Raw genomic sequence first — 23,594 nt, forward strand, 5'->3', positions numbered from 1 at the left:
CCGCCGTCCGCGACACGGTCAACGCGATTCTGTGGGGTGGGCCACACGGGACCCGGACGTCCGGGATCCCGGATGCGCGATAGCCTGACGGCCGGATCTCTCTTGACGCCAAGAGATCGATCATCCGAACCCCGGGGCAGCGACGCCCCACCGCCAGCTGTCATACGGAGAACGCCATGACCCGCACTCCCGTGAACGTCACCGTCACCGGCGCGGCCGGCCAGATCGGTTACGCCCTCCTCTTCCGCATCGCCTCCGGCCAGCTGCTCGGCGCGGACGTGCCGGTCAGGCTCCGCCTCCTGGAGATCACCCCGGCGCTCAAGGCCGCCGAGGGCACCGCCATGGAGCTGGACGACTGCGCCTTCCCGCTGCTCCAGGGCATCGACATCACGGACGACCCGAACGTGGCCTTCGACGGCGCGAACGTGGGCCTGCTGGTCGGCGCCCGCCCCCGTAGCAAGGGCATGGAGCGCGGTGACCTCCTGGAGGCCAACGGCGGCATCTTCAAGCCCCAGGGCAAGGCCATCAACGACAACGCCGCGGACGACATCAAGGTCCTCGTCGTCGGCAACCCGGCCAACACCAACGCGCTGATCGCCCAGGCCGCCGCCCCGGACGTACCGGCCGAGCGGTTCACCGCGATGACCCGCCTGGACCACAACCGCGCGCTCACGCAGCTGGCGAAGAAGACGGGCTCGACGGTCGCCGACATCAAGCGTCTGACGATCTGGGGCAACCACTCCGCCACCCAGTACCCCGACATCTTCCACGCCACCGTCGGGGGCAAGAACGCCGCCGAGGTCGTCAGCGACGAGAAGTGGCTCGCCGAGGACTTCATCCCGACCGTCGCCAAGCGCGGCGCCGCGATCATCGAGGCCCGTGGCGCGTCCTCGGCCGCGTCCGCCGCCAACGCCGCCATCGACCACGTGTACACGTGGGTCAACGGCACGGCGGACGGCGACTGGGCCTCCATGGGTATCCCGTCCGACGGCTCGTACGGTGTCCCGGAGGGCCTCATCTCCTCCTTCCCGGTCACCACGAAGGACGGAGTCTACGAGATCGTCCAGGGCCTGGACATCAACGAGTTCTCCCGCGCCCGCATCGACGCCTCCGTGCAGGAGCTGTCGGAGGAGCGCGACGCGGTCCGCGCCCTCGGTCTCATCTGAGTCCCAACAGCTTTTCTCCCGGGCCCCGTTCAGGCTTTCGCCGGACGGGGCCCGGCCGTGTCCGGGCTTCGCCCCGCGCGCACGGCCGTCGGGCTCTGACAATCCACTGTCCCCGGCACGTCCCGTCCCCCTATGCTGATCTGTCGTCAACTGGCCGTCTGACAAGGGCCGTTAACACGCATCGGGGGATTGTGTGAGTACCGCGAACGTGCCGCAGCAGCCACAGCCGACACCAGGCGCCCCGCCCGCCCCGGCGCCCACACCACCGCACGCCAGCGAGGCCACCCGGCTGCTGTGCGCCGGCACCTATCTGGACTCCCACTACCGCGACCGGGTCATCGAGGAACTGCACCTCAACGAACAGCGGGCTCGCTGGGAGGAGCCGGAACCGGGCAGCGCCGTCGGCATCGACCTCGGTCTCACGCACTTCGCGGTCCTCTCCGACGGTACGAAGATCGACAGTCCGAGGTTTCTGCGTCGCGCGGAGAAGAAACTGAAGAAGGCGCAGCGGGAGCTGTCCCGTAAGCGGAAGGGATCGAAGAACCGGGCCAAGGCCCGCGTGAAGGTCGCCCGCGCCCACGCGGCTGTGGCCGATGCGCGCAAGGAGTTCCATCACCAGCTCTCCACGAAGTTGATCCGCGAGAACCAAGCGGTCGCGGTGGAGGACCTGGCGGTCTCGGGACTGGCGCGCACTCGGCTGGCCAAGAGCGTGCACGACGCGGGCTGGGCCCAGTTCGTGACCATGCTTCAGTACAAGGCGCAGCGGTACGGCCGGACCTTCGTCAGGATCGGCCGGTTCGAGCCGACCAGCCAGGTGTGCTCGGCCTGCGGGTATCGGGATGGGCCCAAACCCCTGCATGTACGGGAGTGGACCTGCCCGGCCTGCAATACGCTCCACGATCGCGACCACAACGCCGCGATCAACGTGAAACAGGCCGCCGGACTGGCGGTATCGGCCTGCGGAGCGCCGGTAAGACCGGGACTTGTCCCGGCACAGCGTGAAGAAGTAGGAAGCCACGGAATCCCTGCCGAGAGCCATGTCGCGTAGCGGCACAGCAACCGGCAGGGACGGCCAGAATCCTCGGTCTTCAGCTTCAGATCGAGGAGCATGTCAACTGAAGAACGTGCAGGACGGGGTGGTCAACGGGGTGCGGGCGCTCGCCGAATCCGGTTAGCAGACCAGCGAGTTCATGCAGAAAATCACCACCATGAACAACAACGGCGACGTGATGAGCATCGCGCCCGTCGACAGCGGCACCTTCGCCATCGGCAGGAACGCGCGCGCTGTCGCCCACCACGGGCGCGGCGCGGCTACGACGACGAACTGGAGCTCTTTACCACGGCGTTGGAATGGTTCTGCCCGCCCCATGGCGTCTGCGACCCGGCGATTCCACAGGATTTCGCACCAGAAAATCCCTGAATTCTACGAAATCGTATGTCTGGCAGGCCTGTTGCGTGCACGCTCAGTACATGAGCGACTACAGGGATGGCTTCCGGGGTGACTACAGGGACGATGTCCCGGCCTATCTGACGGTCCGGGTCACCGCCCAGGACGGCCCGATCGCGGCCTTCGCCGAGCAGGAGGCGGGGGAGGCCGCGCGGCGGTACCCCGACCTGATGGGAGTGGGCATCCCCGAGTTCTTCCACGCCAGGGAGTGCGAGACCGGCGGCTGGGAGCTCTACGGCCACGGCAGTGACACACCGCAGGGCTCCCGGGACTCGCTCGGCTCGGTGTTCCGGATGCGCGCCGGCGAAGCGCACGAGGCCGGGGACGAGGTCGCCCGGCGCAAGTGGACGGCGGCGGCGGAGCGCATGGACCGTGAGGTGGTCAACGACGTACGGGTGCGCGGCGAGCGCTTCCGGATCGTACGAGCCTCACGCTTCGTCCGGATGGGACCGAACGGGCCCGAGCCGCCCCGCCCCTCCGACCCGGACCCGGCGGAGGTCGGCGAGGCGTACCGGGTGGGACCGCGCACCAAGGGCTTCGTGGTCGACCCCGTCACCGGCACCGGGCTGTCCGACGGCATCCTCAGGATGGACCTCATCCAGTTCGTCGGCGTCACGCCCGGCGCGCCGCCGGAGGTCCGGGACGACGCGCGGCGGGCGATCCACACGCATCCGGGCGGGGTGCTGCTGCCCGCCGTCTACATGATCTCCGAGCGCGTGGACGGCAGTTGGCGCGCGCACGATCCCGGCGCCTCGGACTCCACACCCCAGGGCGCGCGGGACGCCCTCGCCCACTGGCTGCGCGTGATGGCCCCCTTCACCCTGCGGCTGAGCGAGGAGAAGGCGGCGGAGTACGCGCTGGCCGCCGACCGCGTCGACGAGCGGCGCTCCAACGTCGCGACCGTCGACGGCATCCGCTACCGGGTCACCCGGGTCGAACGCCTCGTCAGGGTCGGCCCCGACGGTCCCGAGGGCCCACGCCCCTCCGACTTCGACCCCGATCCGCCCGTCGACGTACAGACCCGCCGGCTCAAGGAACAGGGCCTGTGGCGGGAGGAGGACGACGAGCCGATTCCACTCAGCGAACGCACACTGGAGTTGAAGCGCCGGTGGGATGCGGAGGAGGCGCGGAGGCAGGCGGTGCGCGAGAGCAGGAAGAAGGGGCAGGGGACAGGGGCGGGTGGCGGGTGAAGGACCGTGGTCAGGGGCCGTCGGGCGTGGCGAACACGTTGAGCGGCTCCTCGTAGCCGAACCCCAGGTCGGATTCCCGCCAGCTTCCGCCGGTGGGGCCCGCGATGCTCGACGTATGAACCGACTCGAAGGAAACGTCGCTCTGATCACGGGTGGAAGCCGGGGCATCGGCGCCGCCACGGCGCTCCGGTTGGCGGAGGAAGGCGCCGACGTCGTCGTCACCTATGAGAACAGCTTGGAGCGTGCTGCCGAGGTCGTGAAGCAGGTCGAGGCCCTGGGGCGTCGCGGTCTGGCCATCCAGGCCGACAGCGCGGTCCCCCAGGAACTGACCGCCGCGGTGGACGAGGTCGCCGCGACATTCGGCAGGCTGGACATCCTGGTCAACAACGCCGGTGTCTTTCTCGTCGGCCCGCTCGACGACCTGGGGCCGGTGGAGATCGACCGCACCCTGGCCGTGAATGTCCGGGCACCGTTCGTGGCGTCACAGGCGGCGGCGCGTCACATGGGCGACGGCGGACGCATCATCAGCATCGGCAGCAATGTCGCCGGACGCGCGCCGTTCCCGGGCCTGGCGCTGTACTCGATGAGCAAGACGGCCCTCGTCGGCATGGCAAAGGGCCTGGCCCGGGAACTCGGCCCCCGAGGCATCACGGTCAACGTGGTCCACCCCGGCCCCACCGACACCGACGCCAACCCGGCGGACGGCCCGAACGCCGAGGCGATCGCCGGCTTCACCGCGGTGGGCCGCTATGCGGAAGCGGCCGAGATCGCGGCCACCGTCGCCCACCTGGCAAGCGTGGACGGCAGGTACATCACCGGAGCCGAGATCCACGTGGACGGCGGCTTCACGGCCTGACCGTCAGACGCCCTTGACCTCGGCGACGAACGACGCCCAGGTCGCGGCGGTGAAGAGGACGGCGGGGCCGTGGGGGGCCTTGGAGTCGCGGACGGGGACGATGTCGGTCAGCCCGTTGCCGACCTCGAGGCACTCGCCGCCGTTGGAGCTGCTGTAGCTGCTCTTGTGCCAGGAGACGGGCAGTTCGCTCGCGCTGATCGTTCCGCCGACTTCGAGGCAGTCGCCGCCGTTGGTGCTGTAGCTGCTCTTTCGCCACACAACAGACAGCTCGCTTGCGCTGATCATGCGTCTAGCTCCTTCAGATGCCTTCGGATCAACTCGGTCGACGCGTCGGGCGACAGGGCAACCGCCCTGAGCAGATCATAGGCTCGGATCCCCTCCGCCACCTCGTCCTGGCCAAGGGCTGTTCGGCCTTGGGAGAAGCCGTCCACGAAGAGCACGTCCGGCCCTTCGTCGAACCCGAGCACGGTGAATGGACCTGCAAGCCCGGGATGCGTGACAACCGTCCGCGGGATGACCTGGATCACCGTGCGGGGATGTTGGCCCGCCTCCAGCAGACGCTCGAACTGGCCGCGCATCACGGCCTCACCGCCGATGTGCCGCATGAGGACGTACTCGTCGATGATGAACCAGGTGCGAGGGCGTTCCTCGCGTTCGAAGATCTCCTGCCGGGTCATCCGGGCGGCCACCAGGTCTTCGAGGTTGTCCGGCCGGACTGCGGCCAGCATTGAGCGTGCGTACTCCTCGGTCTGCAGCAGGCCGGAGAGGATCTGGCTCTGGAACGACCGGATGGACACGGCGTCCTGCTCCAGTTCCACCACCGGCAGGAACCAGGACGGGTACGCATACTGGATGACCAGCGGATGCAGCCGCGCGAAGTGTCCGTCCGTCTTCAGCGCGAGGTCGAGGTCGCGTGCGAGGTCCAGGGACGGCACGCGTTTCGCCGCCTCCACCTTCGACAGCATGGACTGGGTGGTGTGGGCGAGCTTCGCTGTCTTCTCCTGTGACAGCCCGGCGTTGGTGCGCAGGCGGGTCAACTCCGTTCCGAAGAAGGCCAGGAGGGACGTAGTCGGGTCGGGGGCCGGGTCGGTCTCGACAGCCATGCGCAAACCTCCTCCGTCATGACCGGATCCCGGTCATGGTGGCCTGCCATGACCCCGATTCGGTCATGACGTTCTCCCTGGTGAAGCTACCGAGCGGAGCGCAACGCTGTCTCCACAACCGGTAGTTGCCCACCCCAAAGGGGCACGTGGGCACGGGGACACCTCGGCCTGGGAGAAGCGCGTGGAGACAGACAAGTGTGCGGGTACGGCCCCGGAGGCCGGAGCGGTTCTGTACGACGTGGAGTTGGAGAAGGTGGGGGAGTACCGGGCGAAGGTCGGCCCGTATCTGCTGCTCCGCCCGCTCGGGGGCGGTCGGGAGTGGGAGGCGGCCCCGGCGGACGTACGCCTCGCGACTCCCGCCGAGCAACTGAGCGCCAAGGTGCGGGCGGCGAACGACCAGGCCGTGCGCAACCGGGCGGAACCGGTGAACGGTCCGAGCCGCGAGGTGTGCCGCCCGCCGGTGCCGGTCCCCGGTTGTACGGAGTGCGCCGAACTCGGCGCCCGACGCGCCACCGCCCGCGCCGGGTTCGACTGGAGCGGGGAGACGGACGCGAACGTACTGCTCCGCTCCCATCAGCTACGGGAGCACGGCGGATGACCCCCGGATGTTCCGCCACGTGCCGTACGGGTCGTCCAGGACCCCACGGCGGCGGATATTCCGAGGTTTCTCCCGTGTCGTCCAATTCACGATCACGGGGTCCTCGTCAACGGTTACAGTATTCCCATGACCACCACTGAAACCGTATCCCGCGTCGCCCTCAAGAAAATCACCCCCGCGGTCTCCGCCTCGATGGGCGCCCTGCACGGCGCCGCCGTTTCCGCAGCGCAGGATGCCAAGGTCGAACCAGAAATCCTGGAGCTCATCCGGATTCGCGCATCCCAGCTCAACGGCTGCGCGTTCTGCCTCGACATGCACACCAAGGACGCCCGCGCGGCCGGTGAGACCGAGCAGCGGATCTACGCCCTGAACGCCTGGCGGGAGACCCCCTTCTTCACCGAACGGGAGCGCGCCGCACTGGCGTTGACCGAGGCCGTGACCCTGGTGCACGACGGGCACGTCCCCGATGACGTGTACGCCGAGGCCGCCGCCGTCTTCGACGAGGCGCAGGTCGCCGCGCTGATCTGGGCGGCCACCGTCATCAACGCCTACAACCGGATAGCCATCGCCACACGCATGGTTCCCGGTGGTTATCAGCCGGTTCAGAAGACCAGCTGAAATTGGAAATGGAAAAGCAGGGCAGGGCGATTTTCAATCGGCCTGCCCTATTTTTCGTTCTCGTTTGTTCTCGTTTACTCCAGCGGCTCCATGAGGCCCTCCAGCCATTGCCGCCATTCGGCTGCCCGTATCGCGCCTCCTGCCCGCAGAAGGGGTTTGGTTCCGCCCGTCCATTCCGTCACCGGGCGGATTCCGTGCAGGGCGTTCACCAGCCACACCTCACGGTCCTCCAGGTCGGCGAGGGTGCGTTCGCGGTGGGCGACGCGGACGCCGGTGCGCTGGGCCCGCTCCTGGATGAGCGCCGAGGTGACTCCGGCCAGGACGGGGAGTTGCGGCGACGGCAGACACAGGGTGTCGTCCTCCCACCAGAGGAGGCTGGAGGTGGCGCCCTCCAGGACCAGGCCCGACGGCGTGATCAGCACCGCCTCGTCCGCGCCCTCGGTGGACGCCCGCTGCCGGACCCGGCCCAGGATGTCCAGGTCGGGTCCCTTGCGGCGAGGGACGGTACGCGGGTCGGTCTGGCCCGCCGCCCAGACCCGTACGCCCGTGCCGAGCGGCGGAGCGTGACGGAGTAGGAGCCTCAACTCCCGCGATTCCGCGCCCAGTTCGACCCGGGGGAACCACTCTCCGGTGTGGGGCAGCGCGTCGGTCATGTCGCGCCAGAAGTCCACCAGTTGGCGAAGGGAGGGGCCGCCCGAATCGCCGCACGCCCGCAGGAAACGCTCCCGGTGCCTGCCCAGGCCGCGTACCCGGCCGTCGCGCAGCAGCCACGAGTCGGCGACCGCCAGTCGCTCACCGAGGGCCGGCACGGAACCGACGGAGTCCGCCCCGGTCAGCCCCCGGCGCGGCGACCACGCCAACCGCCCTTCCGTGGCCGTTGCTTGTGTTGCTGTTCGCGTCATCAAGTGCTCTTTCTTGATACTGCTGATGCCTCTGAATGCCTTGATACCTGGGTCAGTACTTGCGGCCCGCCACCGCCGGTGCCCCGTTCCGGGGGCCGTACGGCGCGTGCTCCAGCCATGATCCGCACCACGGCAGAACCGGGGAGAGGGCCGCCGCCGCGCGCTGCTTGGCCCGGACGATCCGGCGCCGTGGCCGCAGGTGGTCCAGTGCGTTGCCGGCGGCGGCGCTGTTGAACACGGCCGCCGCGTGCCGTACTTCGGCGAACTCGGCGACCGCTCCCACCAGGCCCGTCCTGGCCACCGCCGCGATGGCATCCGCCGCTGCCGCCGCGTCCGCGATGCCGCTGTTCATCCCGCGTGCCCCGAACGGCGGGAACAGATGGGCCGCCTCCCCGACGAGCAGCACCCGCCGGTGCCGGTCGGTGAAGACGTCCGCGACCTTGCGCAGGAAGCGGTACGTCGACACCCACAGGATCTGGTTCCCGTACCCGGGCGCCTCCAGCACCCCCGGCAGCCAGTCCCGTACGGCCTCCTCCGTGCCGTACGCCTCCTGCGGGTCGTCGTCGCGACACTGGAGGTCGACCTGGAAGCCGCCGGTGAACGGCACCCGCATCACGCTTCGGCCGCCCACGCCCGGGTGTTCGTAGTGGAAGACCCGCTCCAGAGGGAGTTCGGCACCGGGGATGTCGGCGACGTCCACGACCACGTGGAACCCCTCCGAACGCGTCCCCTCCATGGTGATCCCCAGCTCCGCCCGTACGGCGGACCGGGCGCCGTCGGCCGCCACGACGTAGGAGCCCTGCCAGACGCCGCCGTCGGAGTCGGTGAGGGTGACCCCGTTCGGTGAGGAGCTGACGCCCGTCACCCGTACGCCCCACGCGAACTCCACGCCCGCGTCCCGGCAGGCGGCGCGCAGGAAGCGCTCGGTGTCCACCTGGCGGAGGCTGGTGAAGGGCGGGGTGGCCGTGGACGCCTTCGGCTGCTCGGGGAAGGTGCGGGAGTAGACCTCGCGGCCCCGGTACAGCGTGCGCCGGGTGTGCCACGTACGTCCGTACGACGCGAACTCGGCGGCCAGGCCCGGGCGCATCCCGTCCAGCAGACGAAGGGTCTCGCGGTGTACGAACAGGGCGCGGCTGCCCGGGCGTTGACGGTCCTCGGGGTCCGCCTCCAGGACGACGACGGGCAGCCCGTGGGCGCGCAGCCCGAGGGCGGCGGACAGGCCGACGGGACCGGCCCCGACGACCAGTACCTGCCCGGTCACCTGCTCCGTCACCTGCTCCGAGGAGGTCATGCGCGTGCGCCCTCGGCCAGCATGCGGGTGATCTCCACCCGTTTCACCTTCCACGTCGCCGTCATCGGCAGCTCCTCGAACCGCCACTGCCGGGGCTCGGCCATCGTCGGCAGGTCGGCGGTCGCCTGCCGCCAGCGGTCCGGGTCCAGCGGCATCTCGTCCCGTACGCAGATCACGGGCACCGGTTCACGGTCGGCGCCCGGCACGATGACGACCTCGCGCAGCTCCTCCAGCCGGTCCATCAGCGTGTCCTCGACCTCCAGGTTGCTGTGCACGGAGTCGATCTGGTCCACCTCGCGGTCGATGAGATACAGCGCGCCGAGCCTGCTCCGGTAGCCCATGTCGCCCATCTGCCACCATCCGCCGCCGTCGAGCTGGCGCTGGTACTGCTCGCGCGCCCCGAGGTAGGTGAGGATGCGTCCGCGCGTACGGGCCTCGATGCGACCCGGCTTGCCGGGTGCGGCGGGCCGGCCGTCGTCGTCTGTGACCCGGACCCGGGTGAAGCCGGGTATCCCGATCCCGACCCGGCGGCCGTCCATCTTCGCGACACTGCGCCGGGTGAACCACTGGAAGGCGACGGGCCCGGTCTCGCTCTGCCCGTACAGCTGGATCAGCCAGGCGCTACGGCGCTTCGAGGCGTTCAGCAGCCGTCGTACGGTCCGGGGGTGGATCGCGTCGAACGTCGACCCGTACGACCGTACGCGCGACAGCGGTTGACCCGGCGCGTCCGCCAACTCCTCCCACAGGACGAAGGTGTTGGGGTGGGTCTCGACGATGCCCGGGCGGTGGCGGGCGAGCAGTGGGCCCACGGCGGCCGGGGTCGGATCGGTGATGAGGAGCAGCGGGCTGCCGAAGTGCAGGAGAACGCCGAGGAGATGGTAGAAGCGCGAGTGCACGAACGACATGTGCAGCGCGGCCGTCTCCCCGCGCGTGGGCCAGCCCATCGCCTGCTGCGGTACGAGCCGGTTCCACATGGTGTTCGCGCAGTGCACGGCGAGCTTGGGGATACCGGTGGTGCCCGAACTGTGGGTGATCAGGGCGGGTTCGCGGGGATGGAGGCGGACGGGGGCGGCGGGCTCGGCACCGGCGTACATGGCCAGCGGCTCGGCGCCGGGTGCGTCCGCGCCGGCGTCGGCGTCCACGGCGAGGGTCCGGCGGACCAGCGGGGGGAGGTCCAACTCCGCGAGCGGGCCGTTGAGTTTGGCGCTGTCGGTGAGCAGCCAGGGTCGGTGCAGACGGGCCAGCAGCTGGCCGACGACCGGTCCGGCGAGGCCGGGGGAGAGCAGCACGGGGACCGCGCCGATCCGGGAGACGGCACAGGTCAGCAGCACGATGTCGACGTTGTCCGTCTTGTGGACCACCACTTCCTCCGAGGGCCGCACCCCGGCCGCCCACAGCTGTGCCGACAACTCCTCGACCACATCGGCCAGTTGGCTGTAGCTGAGATCGACTCCGAGGTCGGGGCTGACGTCGAGCGGCCGGTCCAGGGTGACGAAGACGGCTCCGTGGCGGTCGGCGGCCCGCCGGAAGATCGGGCCCAGATAGAAACCGCGGTCGGCGAGCAGGGGCTGCGGCTGTGGCATGCGCCCGTTCCCTTCTGAAGTACGGCTGGTGTTCGCGACGGCTGCCGTCGGCACGGTCGTCGGGATGGTCGCGGGGGCCGCGTTGGCCGCCGGGGTCACCAGGCGCCCTGGCGGACCAGATGGCGGCGGAGTTTCCCCGTCGAGGTGCGGGGCAGCGACGGGACGAAGCTGACACTCCGGGGGACCTTGAACGCGGCGAGACGGGCGCGGGCAAGCTCGATGAGTTCCGTCTCCAGCCCTGCCCGGGCCGGTCCGACGGGGACGACGAAGGCGCGCAGTCTGCTGAAGCCCCGCTCGTCGGTGAGGGCGGCGACGGCGATCTCCCGTACCGCCGGATGGGTGCGCAGTACGGCCTCCACCTCCAGCGGCGAGACCGTGATGCCGCCGACCATCTCCATGTCGTCGGCGCGGCCCAGATGCCGGTAGCTGCCGTCCGGTTCACGTACCGCCCGGTCCCGGGTCGCCAGCCAGCCGCCGACCAGTGAACGGGCGGTCTCCTCGGGCCGGTTGAGGTATCCGCTCGTCAACGTGGGCCCGCGCACCCAGAGTTCGCCCTCGGCACCGCCGTCGGCCTCGGTGTCGGATAACGGAAGCCCGGCACGGTCGCGCAGTTCGACCTCGAAACCGGGGACGGGGCGGCCGACCGTACCGGGGTGGTTGTGGTCGAGGCTGTTGGCGCAGAAGGCGTGTCCGGCCTCCGTCGAGCCGATCTGCTCCAGCACCGGCGCGCCGAGCAGCTCGCCGATCTGCTGCCCGAGCCCGTCCGGCAGCCCCTCTCCGGCCGAGACGGCGGCCCGTACGGAGGCGAAGCAGGCCTGGTGGCCGTTGCCCCGGTCGGCGACGAGGGCCGCGTAGGCGGACGGCACGGAGTAGAGCAGCGTCACCCGGTGCCGGGTGACGAGTTCGTCGACGGCGGCCGGGGCCGGACGCCGGTCGACCAGGACGGCCGAGGAGCCGGAGAAGAGCGGGAAGACGAAGGCGTTGCCGAAGCCGTAGGCGAAGTACAGCTTGGAGACGGAGAGGGTGACGTCGTCCTCGGTGATCCGCAGCAGACGGCGCCCGATGAGGTCGTGGTAGGTCTTCGGGTCGCCGTGACAGTGCACAACTCCCTTGGGGCGCCCGGTCGTTCCTGACGTGTACTGCACGTACAGGGGGGTGTGCGCGTCCACCGGGTGGGCGCCGGTGGCCGGTTCGGCGGTGGGCGCGAGGGCGGCGAGCTGGTCCGCGCCGAGGAGGGGCCGGCCCGCGAAACGTCCCGCTTCTCCGGCTCCCTCCTCCATCCAGGGCCCGGTCACGCACAGCACGGCCTCGGCGTCCTCGGTCATGAACGCGTGGTCGGCGGGCGGGAGTTCGGGGTTGACCAGGACAGCCACGGCACCGAGTCGGGCCAGGGCGAGGAAGGCGGTCACCCAGGTGATGCCGTCGGGCAGGGCGAGGACCACCCGGTCGCCGGCGCCCACCCCGTGCCGGGCGAGCACCGTCGCCGTACGGGCGGCCAGGTCGTGCACCTCACCGTGCGTCCAGGACCGGTGGCCCTGCTGGCTCTGGTGGAAGGCGGGCCGGTCGTTCCAGCCGCGCCGTTCGGCGAGCGCGACGAGATGGGCGGCGAGGTTGCCGGGGGCGTCGGCATCGGCGGGGAAGGGTGCGGAAAGGGGTGTGGGGTTGGGGGGAGCGGTGGTGGTGGACGGGTGGGTCGTCATCGGGCGGCCTCCTCGGCGGCGGCCGACAGGGACGAGGACCGCTCGTACTCCGGGTACTCCGAATACCTCTGGCGCTCCGGGTACTCCTCGCGCTCCCGGTCGTCCTGGTCCCGCTGCTGGTACTCCTCGTAGGCCCGCATCTGCGCGGCCGTCTTCAGCAGCATCTCGTCGTACTCCGCGACCGGGTCGGAGCCGAGGACGATCGCGCCCCCCGCGCCCAGCTGCATCTCGCCGTCGGCGATCACGGCGGTCCGGATGACGATGCTGAGATCGGCGCCGCCGCTGCACCCGAGGTAGCCGAGGGCCCCCGAGTACACGCCACGGGCCTGGGTCTCCAGCGAGTCGATGATCTCCATCGTGCGGAGCTTGGGCGCGCCGGTCATGGAGCCGCCGGGGAAGCAGGCGCGGACCGCGTCGACCGCGCCGGTGCCCTCGCGCAGCCGTCCCTCGACGTAGGAGACGAGCTGGTGCACGGTGGCGTACGTCTCGGCGACCATGAGCCGGGAGACGCGGACCGTGCCGGTGCGGCAGACCTGGCCCAGGTCGTTGCGGAGCAGGTCGACGATCATCAGGTTCTCGGCGCGTGTCTTGTCGTCGGCGGCGAGCGAGTCGCGCAGACGGTCGTCCTCCGCCGGGTCCTGACCGCGCGGGGCGGTGCCCTTGATGGGCCTGGCCTCGGCCATGCCGTCCCGGGTGATCCGCAGGAACCGCTCGGGAGAGGAACCGGCCACATCGAGGTCCCCGAACCGCAGGAAGGCCGAGTACGGCGCCGGGTTCACGCGGCGCAGGACCCGGTAGTAGTCGTACGCGTCCCGAGGCGCCGGCATCCGGGCCGCGTCGGTCAGACAGACCTCGTAACTCGTGCCGGCCGTCAACTCCCGTCGGCAGGCGGCGATGTCGGCGAGATAGGTGGCCCGGTCGCGCACCAGCCACGGTTCGGCGGCGGCGGGGTCCGGCTCGGCGGCGGGTACGGGCGGCGACGGCTGTTCCCCGGACACGAAGGAGAGCTGGGCCAGGGCGCTGTCGAGCCAGTCGGCGGCCTCCAGCGTGGCCTGCGGAGTGTCCTCGGCGACGCAGACCGCGTAGGTGTAGCCCTCCTGGTGGTCCACCGCGATCAGCCGGTCGGCGAACAGCCAGCAGGCGTCGGGGGTTTCGGCCCGGTGGACGTTGGGTGAAGCTCCGCAGTCGGCCTTCGTCTCGTACCCGAAGTAGCCGACATAGCCGCCGGTGAAGTCGAACGGCAGGCCGGTGGCGTCGACATGACGGTTCGTCAACTGCCGCTTCAGGTAGTCGAAGACGCTCGCCGTGACCTTGCGCGTCGGCCGTCCGGCGCGCTCGATCTCACAGACGCCGCTCGTGACGTCGTAGCGCACGAACTCGGCGAGCGGGCCGGACCCGTCCCCGAAGAACGAGAACCGTGACCGCCCCTTCTCGACCTGTGAACTGTCCAGCCAGAACGCGCGCGGCGAGCCGGCGTACATCCGGCCGAACGCGGCCTCCGTGTCCACGGCGGTGGCGATCCGGCGGGTGTGGAGACGGTGGGTGGGGCGCTGCTGGGGGGAGCGGCGCTGGGCGGGGATGCGCGTGGTCCGGGGGACGAGCGGCTGCGCGGAGGGCTCGGGCATCGCCGCAGCGGTGCGGGTGACGGCGGTGTTCTTGGCCCGGAGCTTGCGGGCGCGTTCCGCCGTGAGGTTGCGGAAGTTCATGAGCATGCGGCGGCCGTACTCGGTGAGGACCGACTCCGGGTGGAACTGCACTCCCCACAGGGGGCGCGTGCGGTGCCGCAGACCCATCAGCACGCCGTCCTCGGCCCAGGCGGTGGCCTCAAGGGTGTCGGGCAGCGGCTCGCGCACGGCGAGGGAGTGGTAGCGCACGGCGGTGAAGTTCTGCGGCAGGCCCTTGAAGAGGTCCCGCTCGTCGTGCCGGATCGTCGAGAGATACCCGTGGCGGGGCTCGGGGGCGGGCTCTACGCCGCCGCGCTCGCCGAGCGCGATCCCCTGATGGCCCAGGCAGACGCCCAGTACGGGTATCCGGGACTCGGCCAGTACACGTGCGCTGATCCCGAAATCGCGGGCGGCGGCGGGGTGCCCGGGGCCCGGGGAGACGACCACGTTGTCGAACTTGTCGAATTCCAGCAGACTGTCGACTCTGCTGGTCAGCGCGTCGTTGCGGATCACCGACGGCTCCTCGCCGTTGACCTCCGCGATCAGCTGGAACAGGTTGTACGTGTACGAGTCATAATTGTCGATGAGCAGGGTCTTCACCCGCCCACCTCCCTTGCATCGTTCATGCCGTCGTTCAGGCAGTCTTCAGGCTGTTCGCCGTTTGTGCCGACCACGAAGTGCCTGGAGCGGCGGATACAGCCATTTCTTGAAAAAGCGCTGAAGGCGCGGCATGAGAATCCAGGTGACGAGTGCCGTCACGGCCAGACAGAGCAACAAAGTGCGAATGAGCGGATTAACACCGCCGAGGAACGGAAGAATGGTCAGATTGAATATAAGCACGGGTGGAAAAACCGCGCTCATATTCACGAACCACAGCTTCCACTTGTCCGGCGGACGCGGTGGAGCGGGCGCTGCGGCGGGGGGCGGTGAGTCGGCCTGGGAGTCGAACCACACCCTCGATCCCTGGACGCTACGGCGCCCGGTCTCCCGGGCGAGCCCCTCGACCCTGGCTCTCCACTGAGCCCAACTGGCGGAGTTCTCCCAGGCCAGGGCCGTACCCTCGCTGTCGAAGCGGTAGACCACATGCCACTCAGCCTCTCCGTCGACAAGCACACCACCCCCCAGAAAACCCGGCTCACGCGCCCTCGCACGCAGCACGGCCCACCCCCAGGAGTGGAACTCGGTCTCGCGGCCCGGGATCACTTGATACGCCACCGTGACGGTGACGGGATTCCTGGTCACCCCGTCGTATACGCAGCGGGAACCGCTCGCGCTCAAATATTCAACGAAGATTTTCGAAACCTCCGCCAGGATGTCCGGAAGGTTACTTTTTATCAGGCTTTAGGGCGGCTTTCGGGGTTCTTTCCAGTGATACTCGGGGTAACTTTCCTGGAATTCGGGAAAGGGCTTGCCCCGGAGAGCGGAATAGCTGCACGATCGCCATTCGACCGACGCGAGGGAGATTTCATGTCCAGGTACGACTGGGATATGACCCACGAGGGAATCGAACGGGCCCGCTCCGTGATCGAACCGGTGCGGAAAGAAGTGACCGCCCACCCGATTTACCAGCGGATAAACACCAGGGAACACCTGGCGACGTTCATGGAACACCATGTTTTCGCGGTGTGGGACTTCATGTCCCTGCTCAAGTCGTTGCAGCGGGAGCTGACCTGTGTCGACGTCCCCTGGGTGCCTCGCGGGTCGGAGGTGAGCCGGCGCCTCATCAACGACATCGTGCTCGTGGAGGAGAGCGACGAGCTGAACGGCGGCTTCACCAGCCACTTCGAGCTCTACCGGGCCGGCATGAGCGAGGCGACGGCGGACACGTCCCGGATCGACACGTTCATCGCCCTGGTGGGGGAGGGGCACGACGTGGACTCGGCGCTACGGGTCGCCCAAGTCCCCGGTCCCGCAGCTGAGTTCGTCCGCACCACGTTCGAGATCATCAGGGACCGTCCGCTGCACTGCCGGGCCGCGGCCTTCGCCTTCTCCCGCGAGGACCTGATCCCGGACATGTTCGACCAGGTGATCAAGGAGGAGGGCACCGACAGCTTCCCCCTGTTCCGCGACTACCTCTCCCGCCACATCGAGGTCGACGGCGAGCAGCACACACCCATGGCGATGCAGATGGTCGCGGACCTGTGCGGTACGAACGACGCCCACTGGGCGGAGGCGGCGGAGACGGCGACGGACGCGCTGGTGGCGAGGGTGCGGCTGTGGGACGGGGTGGTCGGGGCGATGGGGTGAACCGGACCTTCTCTCCGCCGGCCCGCGTTTCCAGCCCGTCCGGCGATTGAGGACAAGGCCCGTTCAGGGCCGGCAGCGGGGGTCCGGGGGCGCAGCCCCCAGGGGCGGGTAGGGGCGGGCGGGGGCGAGACTATTCCGGCGCCTCACCGAACCGGGCCAACGCCAACGCCCCCACCACGGCGACCCCGAACCCCGCGACCGCCAGCCACCCCAGCCCCTCCCGCGTACGGTCCCCCAGCCACACCACCCCGATCAGCGCGGGCCCGATCGTCTCCCCGATCACCATCCCCGCCGTCGGCACGGTCACAGCCCCCCGCTGCAACGCCGACGTCAGCGCCAGAAACGCCGCCCCGCCCCCCACCACCAGTGCGTACACCGCCGCGTTGCTCACCAGCGCCCCCACCGACACGTCATCGACGAGCCGCACCGACACCTCGACCACCCCGAATCCGAACCCGGCCGCCAACCCGAGCAGCAGCCCCCGTCCCCGCTCCGGCAACCGCCCGCCCAGCAGACCCAGGACCAGCACGCCCACACCGGTCGCGAGCATCGCGTACCTCAGCGTGTCCGTTCCCGCACGGTCCCCCTCCGTGCCCGACGCCAGCCCCAGCATCCCCAGCCCGGCGCACACCACCCCCACCGAGGCCCACTCCACCCCGCTCAGACGCACCCGCAGCAACCGGGCGGCGACCACCGCGGTGACGGCGAGACTCGCGGCCAGCGCCGCGCCGACGGCGTAGATCGGAAGGGACCGCAGCGCGGCGATCTGGAAGACGAAGCCGAGCCCGTCCAGGGCCAGCCCGGCGATGTACCGCCATTGCCGCAACGCCCGCAACAACAGCGCCGCGTCGTCGCCCGGGCCACCGCTCCCCGCCGGTTCGCTCCCGGCCGCCGCCCGCGCGGCCACCGCCTGCAACACCGTCGCCGTACCGAAGCAGACCGCCGCGCTGAGCGCGCACACCATTCCAAAGAGCACAAAGTGACTCTAGGGGGGAGAGGTGCGGGCGGCAGGAACAGGGGTCAGCCGAAGGCGCTCCCCGGGTGATCCCTAAACTGCACGGAAAACCGCACGAAACGCCAACGGGGAGACATGACATGGCCGACGTCAGCAGAAGAACGCGCGGACAACTCCGCTCGGGAACCGTCGTGCTGGGCGGCATGGGCCTGCTCGCCGCCGCCCTCACCGCCTGCTCCTCCGACGACCCCGACAAGCGCTGCGTCGACCGCGACAGCTACCGCGCCGCCAAGGGCTACAAGGTCGTCGCCGAGAAGAACTGCAAGACCACCACGGCCGTCAACGGCGCCCACTACTACGGCGGCAAGAAGAAGTCCGGCTGGGTGAAGGGCGGCTCGTTCACCAAGTCCGGTAAGGGCAGCGGCGGTTCCGGGAGCAGCGACGACGACCGCAGTGGCACCGGCGTCCACCGCGGCGGCTTCGGCGGCGGCGGCGACAGCTCGGGCGGCTGAGCCCCGACATGCAGCGCCGCACGATCGAGCCCCGCCCGGACTGGCAGCGGACGTCGAGGAGCAGGGGCTCATCTACCCGCTCACCCGCCACCCCGACAACTCCCTGCGCCCCTACTGGGACGAGAGCGCGTACTACGTCTTCACGCTCCCCGAGGTGGAGGCGCTGGAGGAGACCGTCGAGGAACTCCACGCCATGTGCCTCGCCGCGGCCGGTCACATCGTCACCGCGAACCGTTTCGCCGACCTCGGCATCACCGACCCGCGCATCGCGGCAGCGGTCGCCGAGGCCTGGCACCGCCGTGCCGAACTCCCCTCCGTCTACGGCAGGTTCGACCTGCGCTACGACGGGACGGGCCCCGCGAAGCTCATCGAGTACAACGCGGACACCCCCACCTCCCTCGTCGAGGCCGCCGTCCCTCAGTGGTTCTGGATGGAGGACCGCTTCCCCGGCGCCGACCAGTGGAACTCCCTCCACGAACGCCTCGTCGCCGCCTGGAAGAAGCAGGCCGCCCTCCTCCCGCCCGGCAGCCCCCTCCACTTCGCGCACTCCGCCGCCGACGAGATCGGCGAGGACCTGATGACCGTCGCGTATCTGAAGGAGACGGCGGAACAGGCGGGCCTCGACACCGACTGGATCTCCATGGAGGAGATCGGCTGGGATCCGCTCTCGGGCCGTTTCGTCGACAACCGACTCCGGTTCATCCGCAGCTGCTTCAAGCTCTACCCGTGGGAGTGGCTCACCGCCGACGAGTTCGCCGGCCACGTCCTCGACACCCTGGACAACGGCGGCGGCACGGGCAGCACCCTGTGGATCGAACCGGCCTGGAAGATGCTCCTCAGCAACAAGGCCCTCCTCGCCGTCCTCTGGGAACTCCACCCGGGCCACCCCAACCTCCTCCCCGCCTACCTGGACGGCCCCCGGGAGCTGGCCCACACCACCGGCTACGTGGCCAAGCCGCTGCTGGGCCGGGAAGGCGCCGGCGTGACGGTCCACGAGCGGGGGACCACGCCGACCGCAGCCGACCCCGAAAACCCCTGCTGCTACCAGGAGTTGGCGCCCCTGCCCACCTTCGACGGCAACCATGTCGTCCTCGGTGCCTGGGTCGTCGAGGACGAGTCGGCGGGCCTGGGCATCCGCGAGTCGGCCGGTCTGATCACGGACGAGTACGCCCGCTTCCTGCCCCACGTCATCCTCTGAAGCCGTCTGAAGCCGGCTGTAGCGCTCTGAAAACTTTCCGAGGCCCCCGTCGGCACCCGTGTGGGTGACCTCGCTCGCATGGTGGACAGCGCGGCTCGGCCCTCCGGCCTGCCCGGTAGGCTGACCGGCGGGCCGTGACTGGCGCGCTGGGATGGGACCGACCATCGGGAAGCGGCCCCAGGACCGTCGCAACCCGTTGCCGGGGTCCGTGAGTGAGTGCCGTGCGCCTGGGCCGAGCCGTGAACGCCGAACGCCACGTCCGGAGGTCCCCATGTCAGCCGAGCCCCGCAACACCGAGCACCTCTCCACCGAATCCACCGCCTTCCGCAGCGCCCTCGACGTGATCCGCGCCGTCGAGCCGCGCGTCGCCGACGCCATCGGCCAGGAGGTCGCCGACCAGCGCGAGATGCTCAAGCTGATCGCCTCCGAGAACTACGCCTCCCCGGCCACCCTCCTGGCCATGGGCAACTGGTTCAGCGACAAGTACGCCGAGGGCACGATCGGCCGCCGCTTCTACGCCGGCTGCCGCAACGTCGACACTGTCGAGTCCCTCGCCGCCGAGCACGCCCGTGAGCTCTTCGGCGCCCGGCACGCCTACGTCCAGCCGCACTCCGGCATCGACGCCAACCTCGTCGCCTTCTGGTCCGTCCTCGCCGACCGCGTCGAGGTCCCGTTCCTGGAGAAGACCGGCGCCCGCCAGGTCAACGACCTCTCCGACGCCGACTGGGCCGAGCTGCGCCAGGCCTTCGGCAACCAGCGCATGCTCGGCATGTCCCTGGACGCCGGCGGCCACCTCACCCACGGCTTCCGCCCCAACATCTCCGGCAAGATGTTCGACCAGCGGTCCTACGGCACCGACCCGGCGACCGGCCTCATCGACTACGAGGCGCTGCGCACGTCGGCCCGTGACTTCAAGCCGCTGATCATCGTCGCCGGCTACTCCGCGTACCCGCGCCTGGTGAACTTCCGGATCATGCGCGAGATCGCCGACGAGGTCGGCGCGACGCTCATGGTCGACATGGCCCACTTCGCGGGTCTGGTCGCGGGCAAGGTACTGACCGGCGACTTCGACCCGGTCTCGTACGCCCAGATCGTGACGACCACCACGCACAAGTCCCTGCGCGGCCCGCGCGGCGGCATGGTCCTGTGCGACGACTCCCTCAAGGACCAGGTCGACCGCGGCTGCCCGATGGTCCTCGGCGGCCCCCTCCCGCACGTCATGGCCGCCAAGGCCGTCGCCCTCGCCGAGGCCCGGCAGCCCGCCTTCCAGGACTACGCCCAGCGCATCGTCGACAACGCCCGCGCGCTCGCCGAGGGCCTGATGAGCCGGGGCGCCACCCTCGCGACCGGCGGCACCGACAACCACCTCAACCTGATCGACGTCGCCTCCTCGTACGGTCTCACCGGCCGCCAGGCGGAGACCGCGCTCCTCGACTCGGGCATCGTCACCAACCGCAACGCCATCCCGGCCGACCCGAACGGCGCCTGGTACACGTCCGGCATCCGCATCGGCACCCCCGCCCTCACCACGCGGGGCCTGGGCACGGCGGAGATGGACGAGGTGGCCGGCCTGATCGACCGCGTCCTCACCGCCGCCGAGCCGGGCACCACGAAGTCGGGCGCCACCTCCAAGGCGTCCCACGTCCTGGACGCGAAGATCTCCGACGAGATCTCCCGCCGCGCGACCGACCTGGTGGCCGGCTTCCCGCTGTACCCGGAGATCGACCTCGGCTGACCCCGGCCCTGGGCGGGCGGGCCTGGCTCACAGGTTGTTCAGCTCCTGACGTGGCCCCTGTGGCGGCTGGGCCTCGGGCTGGTTCGTCGTTCGCCGCGTCAGGAGCTGATCGATCTCGGCTGACCCCGGCCCCGGCCCCGGGCGGGCGGGCTTGGCTCACAGGTTGTTCAGCTCCTGACGTGGCCCCTGCGGCGGTCCGGCCTCACGCCGGTCCGCCGCCCGCCGCATCAGCAGCACGCCCCCGGCGCCGACCCCGAGCCCCACGGCCAGTCCCGCCACCGCCCACCGGACCTCGTCCCGGCGGCCCGCACCCGCTCCCGCACGCCCCGTACCGGCCGAGCCCGCCGCGAACACTCCGGCCCGCTCCAGCCGGTCGTAGTCCGCGCGGGACACCCGGTGCCAGCGGATGTCGTCGTCCTCGATCTCCGGCGACGGATCGGAGCGCACCCAGGGCGTGCCCTCCTCGTCCAGGAACAGCTGGTCCTGCCGCTCCATCGCTACGTCGCCTCCCGGCGGCGAGTCCGTGTCGGGCCAGCCCCCGACACCGGTCAGCCCCCAGATCACCGTGACCCGGACCGGCGGGTACCGCCCCTCAGCCCAGACCTCGGACACCCGCTCCGTACCGGAGTACGTGGGCTGCAGAAGCCCCCGCAGCCGGGCGAAGTCCGGATCCGTGGCAGGCACGGCTCGGGTCCGTCCCGTGTCGCCGGCCAGGACCAGCGCGAGGTCCGGCTCGTCGGTACCGGACACCCTCCCCGAGGACGCCGTCCCCGCCCGGGCAGGCCCCGCGCCCGCACCCGTCCCCATGGCCAGGGTCAGGGTCAACGCCCCTGCTAACGCCGCCAGTTCACACACCCCACGTCTGCTACGCATCCTGCGCACAGCGCCTCCCCCCATCCCGCCACACCGCCGTCCGAACTGTTTTCCGGCCGTGTTCCGACTGTGTTCCTCGTCTCATTGTCCGACGCTGTTTCCGATCGGTGGTCGACCCGTGTCCGAACCCGTACCGGACCGGGCCCCGAGACCTGAGAGAATGGTGAACATGGCCTCTGACCGTCCCCGCGTGCTCTCTGGAATCCAGCCCACCGCAGGCTCGTTCCACCTCGGCAACTACCTCGGCGCCGTACGCCAGTGGGTGGCCCTGCAGGAGTCCCACGACGCGTTCTACATGGTCGTCGACCTGCACGCGATCACGCTCCCGCAGGACCCGAAGGAGCTCACGGCCAACACCCGGCTGGCCGCCGCCCAGCTCCTCGCCGCGGGGCTCGACCCGGACCGCTGCACGCTGTTCATCCAGAGCCATGTCCCAGAGCACGCCCAGCTCGCCTGGATCATGAACTGCCTCACCGGCTTCGGCGAGGCGTCCCGGATGACCCAGTTCAAGGACAAGTCCGCCAAGCAGGGTGCCGACCGGGCGAGCGTCGGGCTGTTCACGTACCCGATCCTCCAGGTCGCCGACATCCTGCTCTACCAGGCGCACGAGGTGCCGGTCGGCGAGGACCAGCGTCAGCACATCGAGCTGACCCGTGACCTCGCCGAGCGCTTCAACGGCCGCTTCGGCGAGACCTTCACGATCCCGAAGCCGTACATCCTGAAGGAGACGGCGAAGATCTACGACCTTCAGGACCCGTCGATCAAGATGAGCAAGTCGGCGTCCACGCCCAAGGGCCTCATCAACCTCCTCGACGACCCGAAGACCACCGCCAAGAAGGTCAAGAGCGCGGTCACGGACACGGACACAGTGATCCGCTTCGACCGCGAGGAGAAGCCCGGCATCAGCAATCTCCTCGGCATCCACTCCACCCTCACCGGCACGGACATCGCCGAACTTGAGCGGAAATACGAGGGCAAGGGCTACGGTGCGCTGAAGGTGGACCTCGCCGACGTCGTGGTCGACTTCGTGACGCCGTTCCGGGAGCGCACCCAGCAGTATCTGGACGACCCGGAGACGCTCGACTCGATCCTCGCCAAGGGCGCGGAGAAGGCACGGGCCGTCGCCGCGGAGACCCTCGCCCAGGCCTACGGAAAAGTCGGCTTCCTGCCCGCCAAGCACTGATCCGCAGTCGCCTGGGTACCTGTACCACCGCACGGCGCACGAAGCGGCACGAGAGCGCTGCACATCACTACGGTTGCGCCTGCCCGCAGACACGCCGTGGCCGTACAGTCGATAGCCGACCGGTACGAGCAACAGCCGATATGAGCAACACCGAGACTACGAACAGGAGACGACGTGGGGACCGTAACGATCGGTGTGTCGATCGCGGTCCCGGAGCCCCACGGCAGCCAGCTCCAGGAGCGGCGCGCGGGCTTCGGCGACGCCGCTGCTCACGGTATCCCCACCCACGTCACCCTGTTGCCGCCCACGGAAGTCGACTCCGCCGCGCTCCCCGCCATCAAGGCACACCTCGTCGAGGTCGCCGCGGCGGGCCGGCCGTTCCCGCTGCGGCTCTCCGGCACCGGCACCTTCCGGCCCGTGTCGCCCGTCGTGTTCGTCCAGATCGTCGAGGGCGCGGAGGCCTGCACCTGGCTGCAGAAGCAGGTCAGGGACGCCTCCGGACCTGTGGCGCGCGAACTGCAGTTCCCGTACCACCCGCATGTGACGGTCGCGCACAGCATCTCCGAGGAGGCGATGGACCGCGCCTACGCGGAACTCGCCGACTACGAGGCCGCCTGGCCCTGCACCGGCTTCGCGCTCTACGAGCAGGGGCCCGACGCGGTGTGGCGCAAGCTGCGCGAGTTCACCTTCGGCGGGACCCTCGTACCGCCGCAGGCCGCCCATGTGGAGCGCGGCCCCCTTCCGACCAGGTAGGACCACGAGGATCCGGCGCC

Annotated in this window: 21 protein-coding genes and 2 pseudogenes; 12 read left to right on the plus strand and 11 right to left on the minus strand. The window is 70.1% G+C overall.

The genetic code is table 11. The features are described from left to right. The first annotated feature begins 176 nt into the window (after positions 1-176). Positions 177-1,166: a malate dehydrogenase gene (locus STRTUCAR8_RS37645; protein ID WP_006381590.1), complete on the plus strand. Its 990-nt coding sequence runs from the start codon at positions 177-179 to the stop codon at positions 1,164-1,166. A gap of 397 nt (positions 1,167-1,563) precedes the next feature. After that, positions 1,564-2,214: pseudogene (locus tag STRTUCAR8_RS37650) on the plus strand (RNA-guided endonuclease TnpB family protein); the annotation flags it as partial. Between the two features lie 123 nt (positions 2,215-2,337). On the opposite strand, the gene STRTUCAR8_RS37655 reads toward STRTUCAR8_RS37650, so the two are convergent. After that, positions 2,338-2,535 (minus strand): hypothetical protein, encoded by a 198-nt coding sequence (locus tag STRTUCAR8_RS37655; RefSeq protein ID WP_044473562.1) that lies wholly within the window; start codon positions 2,533-2,535, stop codon positions 2,338-2,340. 101 nt (positions 2,536-2,636) lie between these two features. On the opposite strand from STRTUCAR8_RS37655, the gene STRTUCAR8_RS37660 reads away from it, so the two are divergent. Together STRTUCAR8_RS37660 and STRTUCAR8_RS37665 are read left to right on the plus strand one after the other, a co-directional pair. Beyond that, positions 2,637-3,803: a DUF5954 family protein gene (locus STRTUCAR8_RS37660; protein ID WP_044473567.1), complete on the plus strand. Its 1,167-nt coding sequence runs from the start codon at positions 2,637-2,639 to the stop codon at positions 3,801-3,803. A 115-nt stretch (positions 3,804-3,918) separates the two neighbouring features. Beyond that, on the plus strand, positions 3,919-4,659 hold the full coding sequence (locus STRTUCAR8_RS37665) for an SDR family NAD(P)-dependent oxidoreductase (protein ID WP_006381607.1): 741 nt from the start codon (positions 3,919-3,921) through the stop codon (positions 4,657-4,659). Positions 4,660-4,662: 3 nt separating this feature from the next. Here the strand turns inward: STRTUCAR8_RS37665 and STRTUCAR8_RS37670 are convergent, their stop codons facing one another. After that, positions 4,663-4,944, minus strand: a complete 282-nt coding sequence (locus STRTUCAR8_RS37670; protein WP_006381575.1) for a DUF397 domain-containing protein — start codon at positions 4,942-4,944, stop codon at positions 4,663-4,665. Continuing rightward, entirely contained in the window at positions 4,941-5,762 is an 822-nt protein-coding gene (locus STRTUCAR8_RS37675; RefSeq protein ID WP_006381578.1) for a helix-turn-helix domain-containing protein, read from the minus strand. The genes STRTUCAR8_RS37670 and STRTUCAR8_RS37675 overlap by 4 nt, the downstream gene beginning before the upstream one ends. 181 nt (positions 5,763-5,943) lie before the next feature. Here STRTUCAR8_RS37675 and STRTUCAR8_RS37680 point away from each other — a divergent pair, with 181 nt between their 5' ends. Together STRTUCAR8_RS37680 and STRTUCAR8_RS37685 are read left to right on the plus strand one after the other, a co-directional pair. Further along, complete coding sequence (locus STRTUCAR8_RS37680) at positions 5,944-6,360, plus strand: hypothetical protein (RefSeq protein WP_006381599.1); 417 nt, start codon at positions 5,944-5,946, stop codon at positions 6,358-6,360. Between the two features lie 126 nt (positions 6,361-6,486). Continuing rightward, entirely contained in the window at positions 6,487-6,978 is a 492-nt protein-coding gene (locus STRTUCAR8_RS37685; protein ID WP_006381589.1) for a carboxymuconolactone decarboxylase family protein, read from the plus strand. Between the two features lie 74 nt (positions 6,979-7,052). On the opposite strand, the gene STRTUCAR8_RS37690 is transcribed toward STRTUCAR8_RS37685, so the two are convergent. From STRTUCAR8_RS37690 to STRTUCAR8_RS50680, 6 genes are all read right to left on the minus strand, one after another. Further along, positions 7,053-7,880 carry an aminotransferase class IV gene (locus STRTUCAR8_RS37690; RefSeq protein ID WP_078507431.1) on the minus strand — a complete coding sequence of 276 codons (828 nt, stop codon included), beginning with the start codon at positions 7,878-7,880 and terminating at the stop codon, positions 7,053-7,055. A 52-nt stretch (positions 7,881-7,932) separates the two neighbouring features. Next, complete coding sequence (locus STRTUCAR8_RS37695; RefSeq protein ID WP_006381568.1) at positions 7,933-9,171, minus strand: FAD-dependent monooxygenase; 1,239 nt, start codon at positions 9,169-9,171, stop codon at positions 7,933-7,935. Then, positions 9,168-10,754 carry a class I adenylate-forming enzyme family protein gene (locus tag STRTUCAR8_RS37700; protein ID WP_044473568.1) on the minus strand — a complete coding sequence of 529 codons (1,587 nt, stop codon included), beginning with the start codon at positions 10,752-10,754 and terminating at the stop codon, positions 9,168-9,170. The genes STRTUCAR8_RS37695 and STRTUCAR8_RS37700 overlap by 4 nt, the downstream gene beginning before the upstream one ends. Before the next feature lie 95 nt (positions 10,755-10,849). After that, a complete protein-coding gene (locus STRTUCAR8_RS37705) occupies positions 10,850-12,454 on the minus strand; it encodes a benzoate-CoA ligase family protein (protein WP_006381613.1) in 1,605 nt (534 codons plus the stop codon). After that, positions 12,451-14,718 (minus strand): aminodeoxychorismate synthase component I, encoded by a 2,268-nt coding sequence (gene pabB, locus STRTUCAR8_RS37710; protein WP_006381604.1) that lies wholly within the window; start codon positions 14,716-14,718, stop codon positions 12,451-12,453. The genes STRTUCAR8_RS37705 and pabB overlap by 4 nt, the downstream gene beginning before the upstream one ends. A gap of 45 nt (positions 14,719-14,763) precedes the next feature. Beyond that, complete coding sequence (locus STRTUCAR8_RS50680; protein ID WP_006381608.1) at positions 14,764-15,396, minus strand: antibiotic biosynthesis monooxygenase; 633 nt, start codon at positions 15,394-15,396, stop codon at positions 14,764-14,766. A gap of 189 nt (positions 15,397-15,585) precedes the next feature. Here STRTUCAR8_RS50680 and STRTUCAR8_RS37715 point away from each other — a divergent pair, with 189 nt between their 5' ends. Continuing rightward, on the plus strand, positions 15,586-16,365 hold the full coding sequence (locus STRTUCAR8_RS37715; RefSeq protein WP_006381611.1) for a DUF3050 domain-containing protein: 780 nt from the start codon (positions 15,586-15,588) through the stop codon (positions 16,363-16,365). Positions 16,366-16,495: 130 nt separating this feature from the next. Here STRTUCAR8_RS37715 and STRTUCAR8_RS37720 read toward each other — a convergent pair whose 3' ends face one another. Beyond that, positions 16,496-17,329: a DMT family protein gene (locus tag STRTUCAR8_RS37720; protein WP_006381566.1), complete on the minus strand. Its 834-nt coding sequence runs from the start codon at positions 17,327-17,329 to the stop codon at positions 16,496-16,498. 131 nt (positions 17,330-17,460) lie between these two features. Here STRTUCAR8_RS37720 and STRTUCAR8_RS37725 point away from each other — a divergent pair, with 131 nt between their 5' ends. From STRTUCAR8_RS37725 to STRTUCAR8_RS37735, 3 genes and pseudogenes are all read left to right on the plus strand, one after another. After that, positions 17,461-17,832, plus strand: coding sequence for a hypothetical protein (locus STRTUCAR8_RS37725; protein ID WP_006381570.1), 372 nt, complete (start codon positions 17,461-17,463; stop codon positions 17,830-17,832). An 8-nt stretch (positions 17,833-17,840) separates the two neighbouring features. Further along, positions 17,841-19,030, plus strand: a pseudogene (locus STRTUCAR8_RS37730) (glutathionylspermidine synthase family protein). Positions 19,031-19,301: 271 nt separating this feature from the next. After that, positions 19,302-20,765, plus strand: coding sequence for a glycine hydroxymethyltransferase (locus STRTUCAR8_RS37735; RefSeq protein WP_006381567.1), 1,464 nt, complete (start codon positions 19,302-19,304; stop codon positions 20,763-20,765). A 156-nt stretch (positions 20,766-20,921) separates the two neighbouring features. Here the strand turns inward: STRTUCAR8_RS37735 and STRTUCAR8_RS37740 are convergent, their stop codons facing one another. After that, a complete protein-coding gene (locus tag STRTUCAR8_RS37740; protein WP_044473563.1) occupies positions 20,922-21,572 on the minus strand; it encodes a hypothetical protein in 651 nt (216 codons plus the stop codon). Positions 21,573-21,807: 235 nt separating this feature from the next. On the opposite strand from STRTUCAR8_RS37740, the gene trpS reads away from it, so the two are divergent. Together trpS and STRTUCAR8_RS37750 are read left to right on the plus strand one after the other, a co-directional pair. Beyond that, positions 21,808-22,821, plus strand: coding sequence for a tryptophan--tRNA ligase (gene trpS, locus STRTUCAR8_RS37745; RefSeq protein ID WP_044473569.1), 1,014 nt, complete (start codon positions 21,808-21,810; stop codon positions 22,819-22,821). Positions 22,822-22,995: 174 nt separating this feature from the next. Next, positions 22,996-23,574 (plus strand): 2'-5' RNA ligase family protein, encoded by a 579-nt coding sequence (locus STRTUCAR8_RS37750; RefSeq protein WP_006381614.1) that lies wholly within the window; start codon positions 22,996-22,998, stop codon positions 23,572-23,574. The last annotated feature ends 20 nt before the right edge of the window (positions 23,575-23,594 follow it).

Origin of the sequence: Streptomyces turgidiscabies Car8 (genome assembly GCF_000331005.1) — a bacterium.
Classification (GTDB): domain Bacteria; phylum Actinomycetota; class Actinomycetes; order Streptomycetales; family Streptomycetaceae; genus Streptomyces; species Streptomyces turgidiscabies.

What these genes read in the sequence shown, in the direction of transcription:
- STRTUCAR8_RS37665 (WP_006381607.1), top strand. Translation starts at nt 3,919, where the DNA reads ATGAACCGACTCGAAGGAAACGTCGCTCTGATCACGGGTGGAAGCCGG.
- STRTUCAR8_RS37715 (WP_006381611.1), top strand. Translation starts at nt 15,586, where the DNA reads ATGTCCAGGTACGACTGGGATATGACCCACGAGGGAATCGAACGGGCC.
- STRTUCAR8_RS37735 (WP_006381567.1), top strand. Translation starts at nt 19,302, where the DNA reads ATGTCAGCCGAGCCCCGCAACACCGAGCACCTCTCCACCGAATCCACC.
- STRTUCAR8_RS37675 (WP_006381578.1), bottom strand. Translation starts at nt 5,762, where the DNA reads ATGGCTGTCGAGACCGACCCGGCCCCCGACCCGACTACGTCCCTCCTG.
- STRTUCAR8_RS37645 (WP_006381590.1), top strand. Translation starts at nt 177, where the DNA reads ATGACCCGCACTCCCGTGAACGTCACCGTCACCGGCGCGGCCGGCCAG.
- STRTUCAR8_RS37670 (WP_006381575.1), bottom strand. Translation starts at nt 4,944, where the DNA reads ATGATCAGCGCAAGCGAGCTGTCTGTTGTGTGGCGAAAGAGCAGCTAC.
- STRTUCAR8_RS37720 (WP_006381566.1), bottom strand. Translation starts at nt 17,329, where the DNA reads ATGGTGTGCGCGCTCAGCGCGGCGGTCTGCTTCGGTACGGCGACGGTG.
- STRTUCAR8_RS37695 (WP_006381568.1), bottom strand. Translation starts at nt 9,171, where the DNA reads ATGACCTCCTCGGAGCAGGTGACGGAGCAGGTGACCGGGCAGGTACTG.
- STRTUCAR8_RS37690 (WP_078507431.1), bottom strand. Translation starts at nt 7,880, where the DNA reads ATGACGCGAACAGCAACACAAGCAACGGCCACGGAAGGGCGGTTGGCG.
- STRTUCAR8_RS37685 (WP_006381589.1), top strand. Translation starts at nt 6,487, where the DNA reads ATGACCACCACTGAAACCGTATCCCGCGTCGCCCTCAAGAAAATCACC.
- STRTUCAR8_RS37655 (WP_044473562.1), bottom strand. Translation starts at nt 2,535, where the DNA reads ATGGGGCGGGCAGAACCATTCCAACGCCGTGGTAAAGAGCTCCAGTTC.
- STRTUCAR8_RS37660 (WP_044473567.1), top strand. Translation starts at nt 2,637, where the DNA reads ATGAGCGACTACAGGGATGGCTTCCGGGGTGACTACAGGGACGATGTC.
- STRTUCAR8_RS37725 (WP_006381570.1), top strand. Translation starts at nt 17,461, where the DNA reads ATGGCCGACGTCAGCAGAAGAACGCGCGGACAACTCCGCTCGGGAACC.
- STRTUCAR8_RS37700 (WP_044473568.1), bottom strand. Translation starts at nt 10,754, where the DNA reads ATGCCACAGCCGCAGCCCCTGCTCGCCGACCGCGGTTTCTATCTGGGC.
- STRTUCAR8_RS37740 (WP_044473563.1), bottom strand. Translation starts at nt 21,572, where the DNA reads ATGGGGACGGGTGCGGGCGCGGGGCCTGCCCGGGCGGGGACGGCGTCC.
- trpS (WP_044473569.1), top strand. Translation starts at nt 21,808, where the DNA reads ATGGCCTCTGACCGTCCCCGCGTGCTCTCTGGAATCCAGCCCACCGCA.
- STRTUCAR8_RS37705 (WP_006381613.1), bottom strand. Translation starts at nt 12,454, where the DNA reads ATGACGACCCACCCGTCCACCACCACCGCTCCCCCCAACCCCACACCC.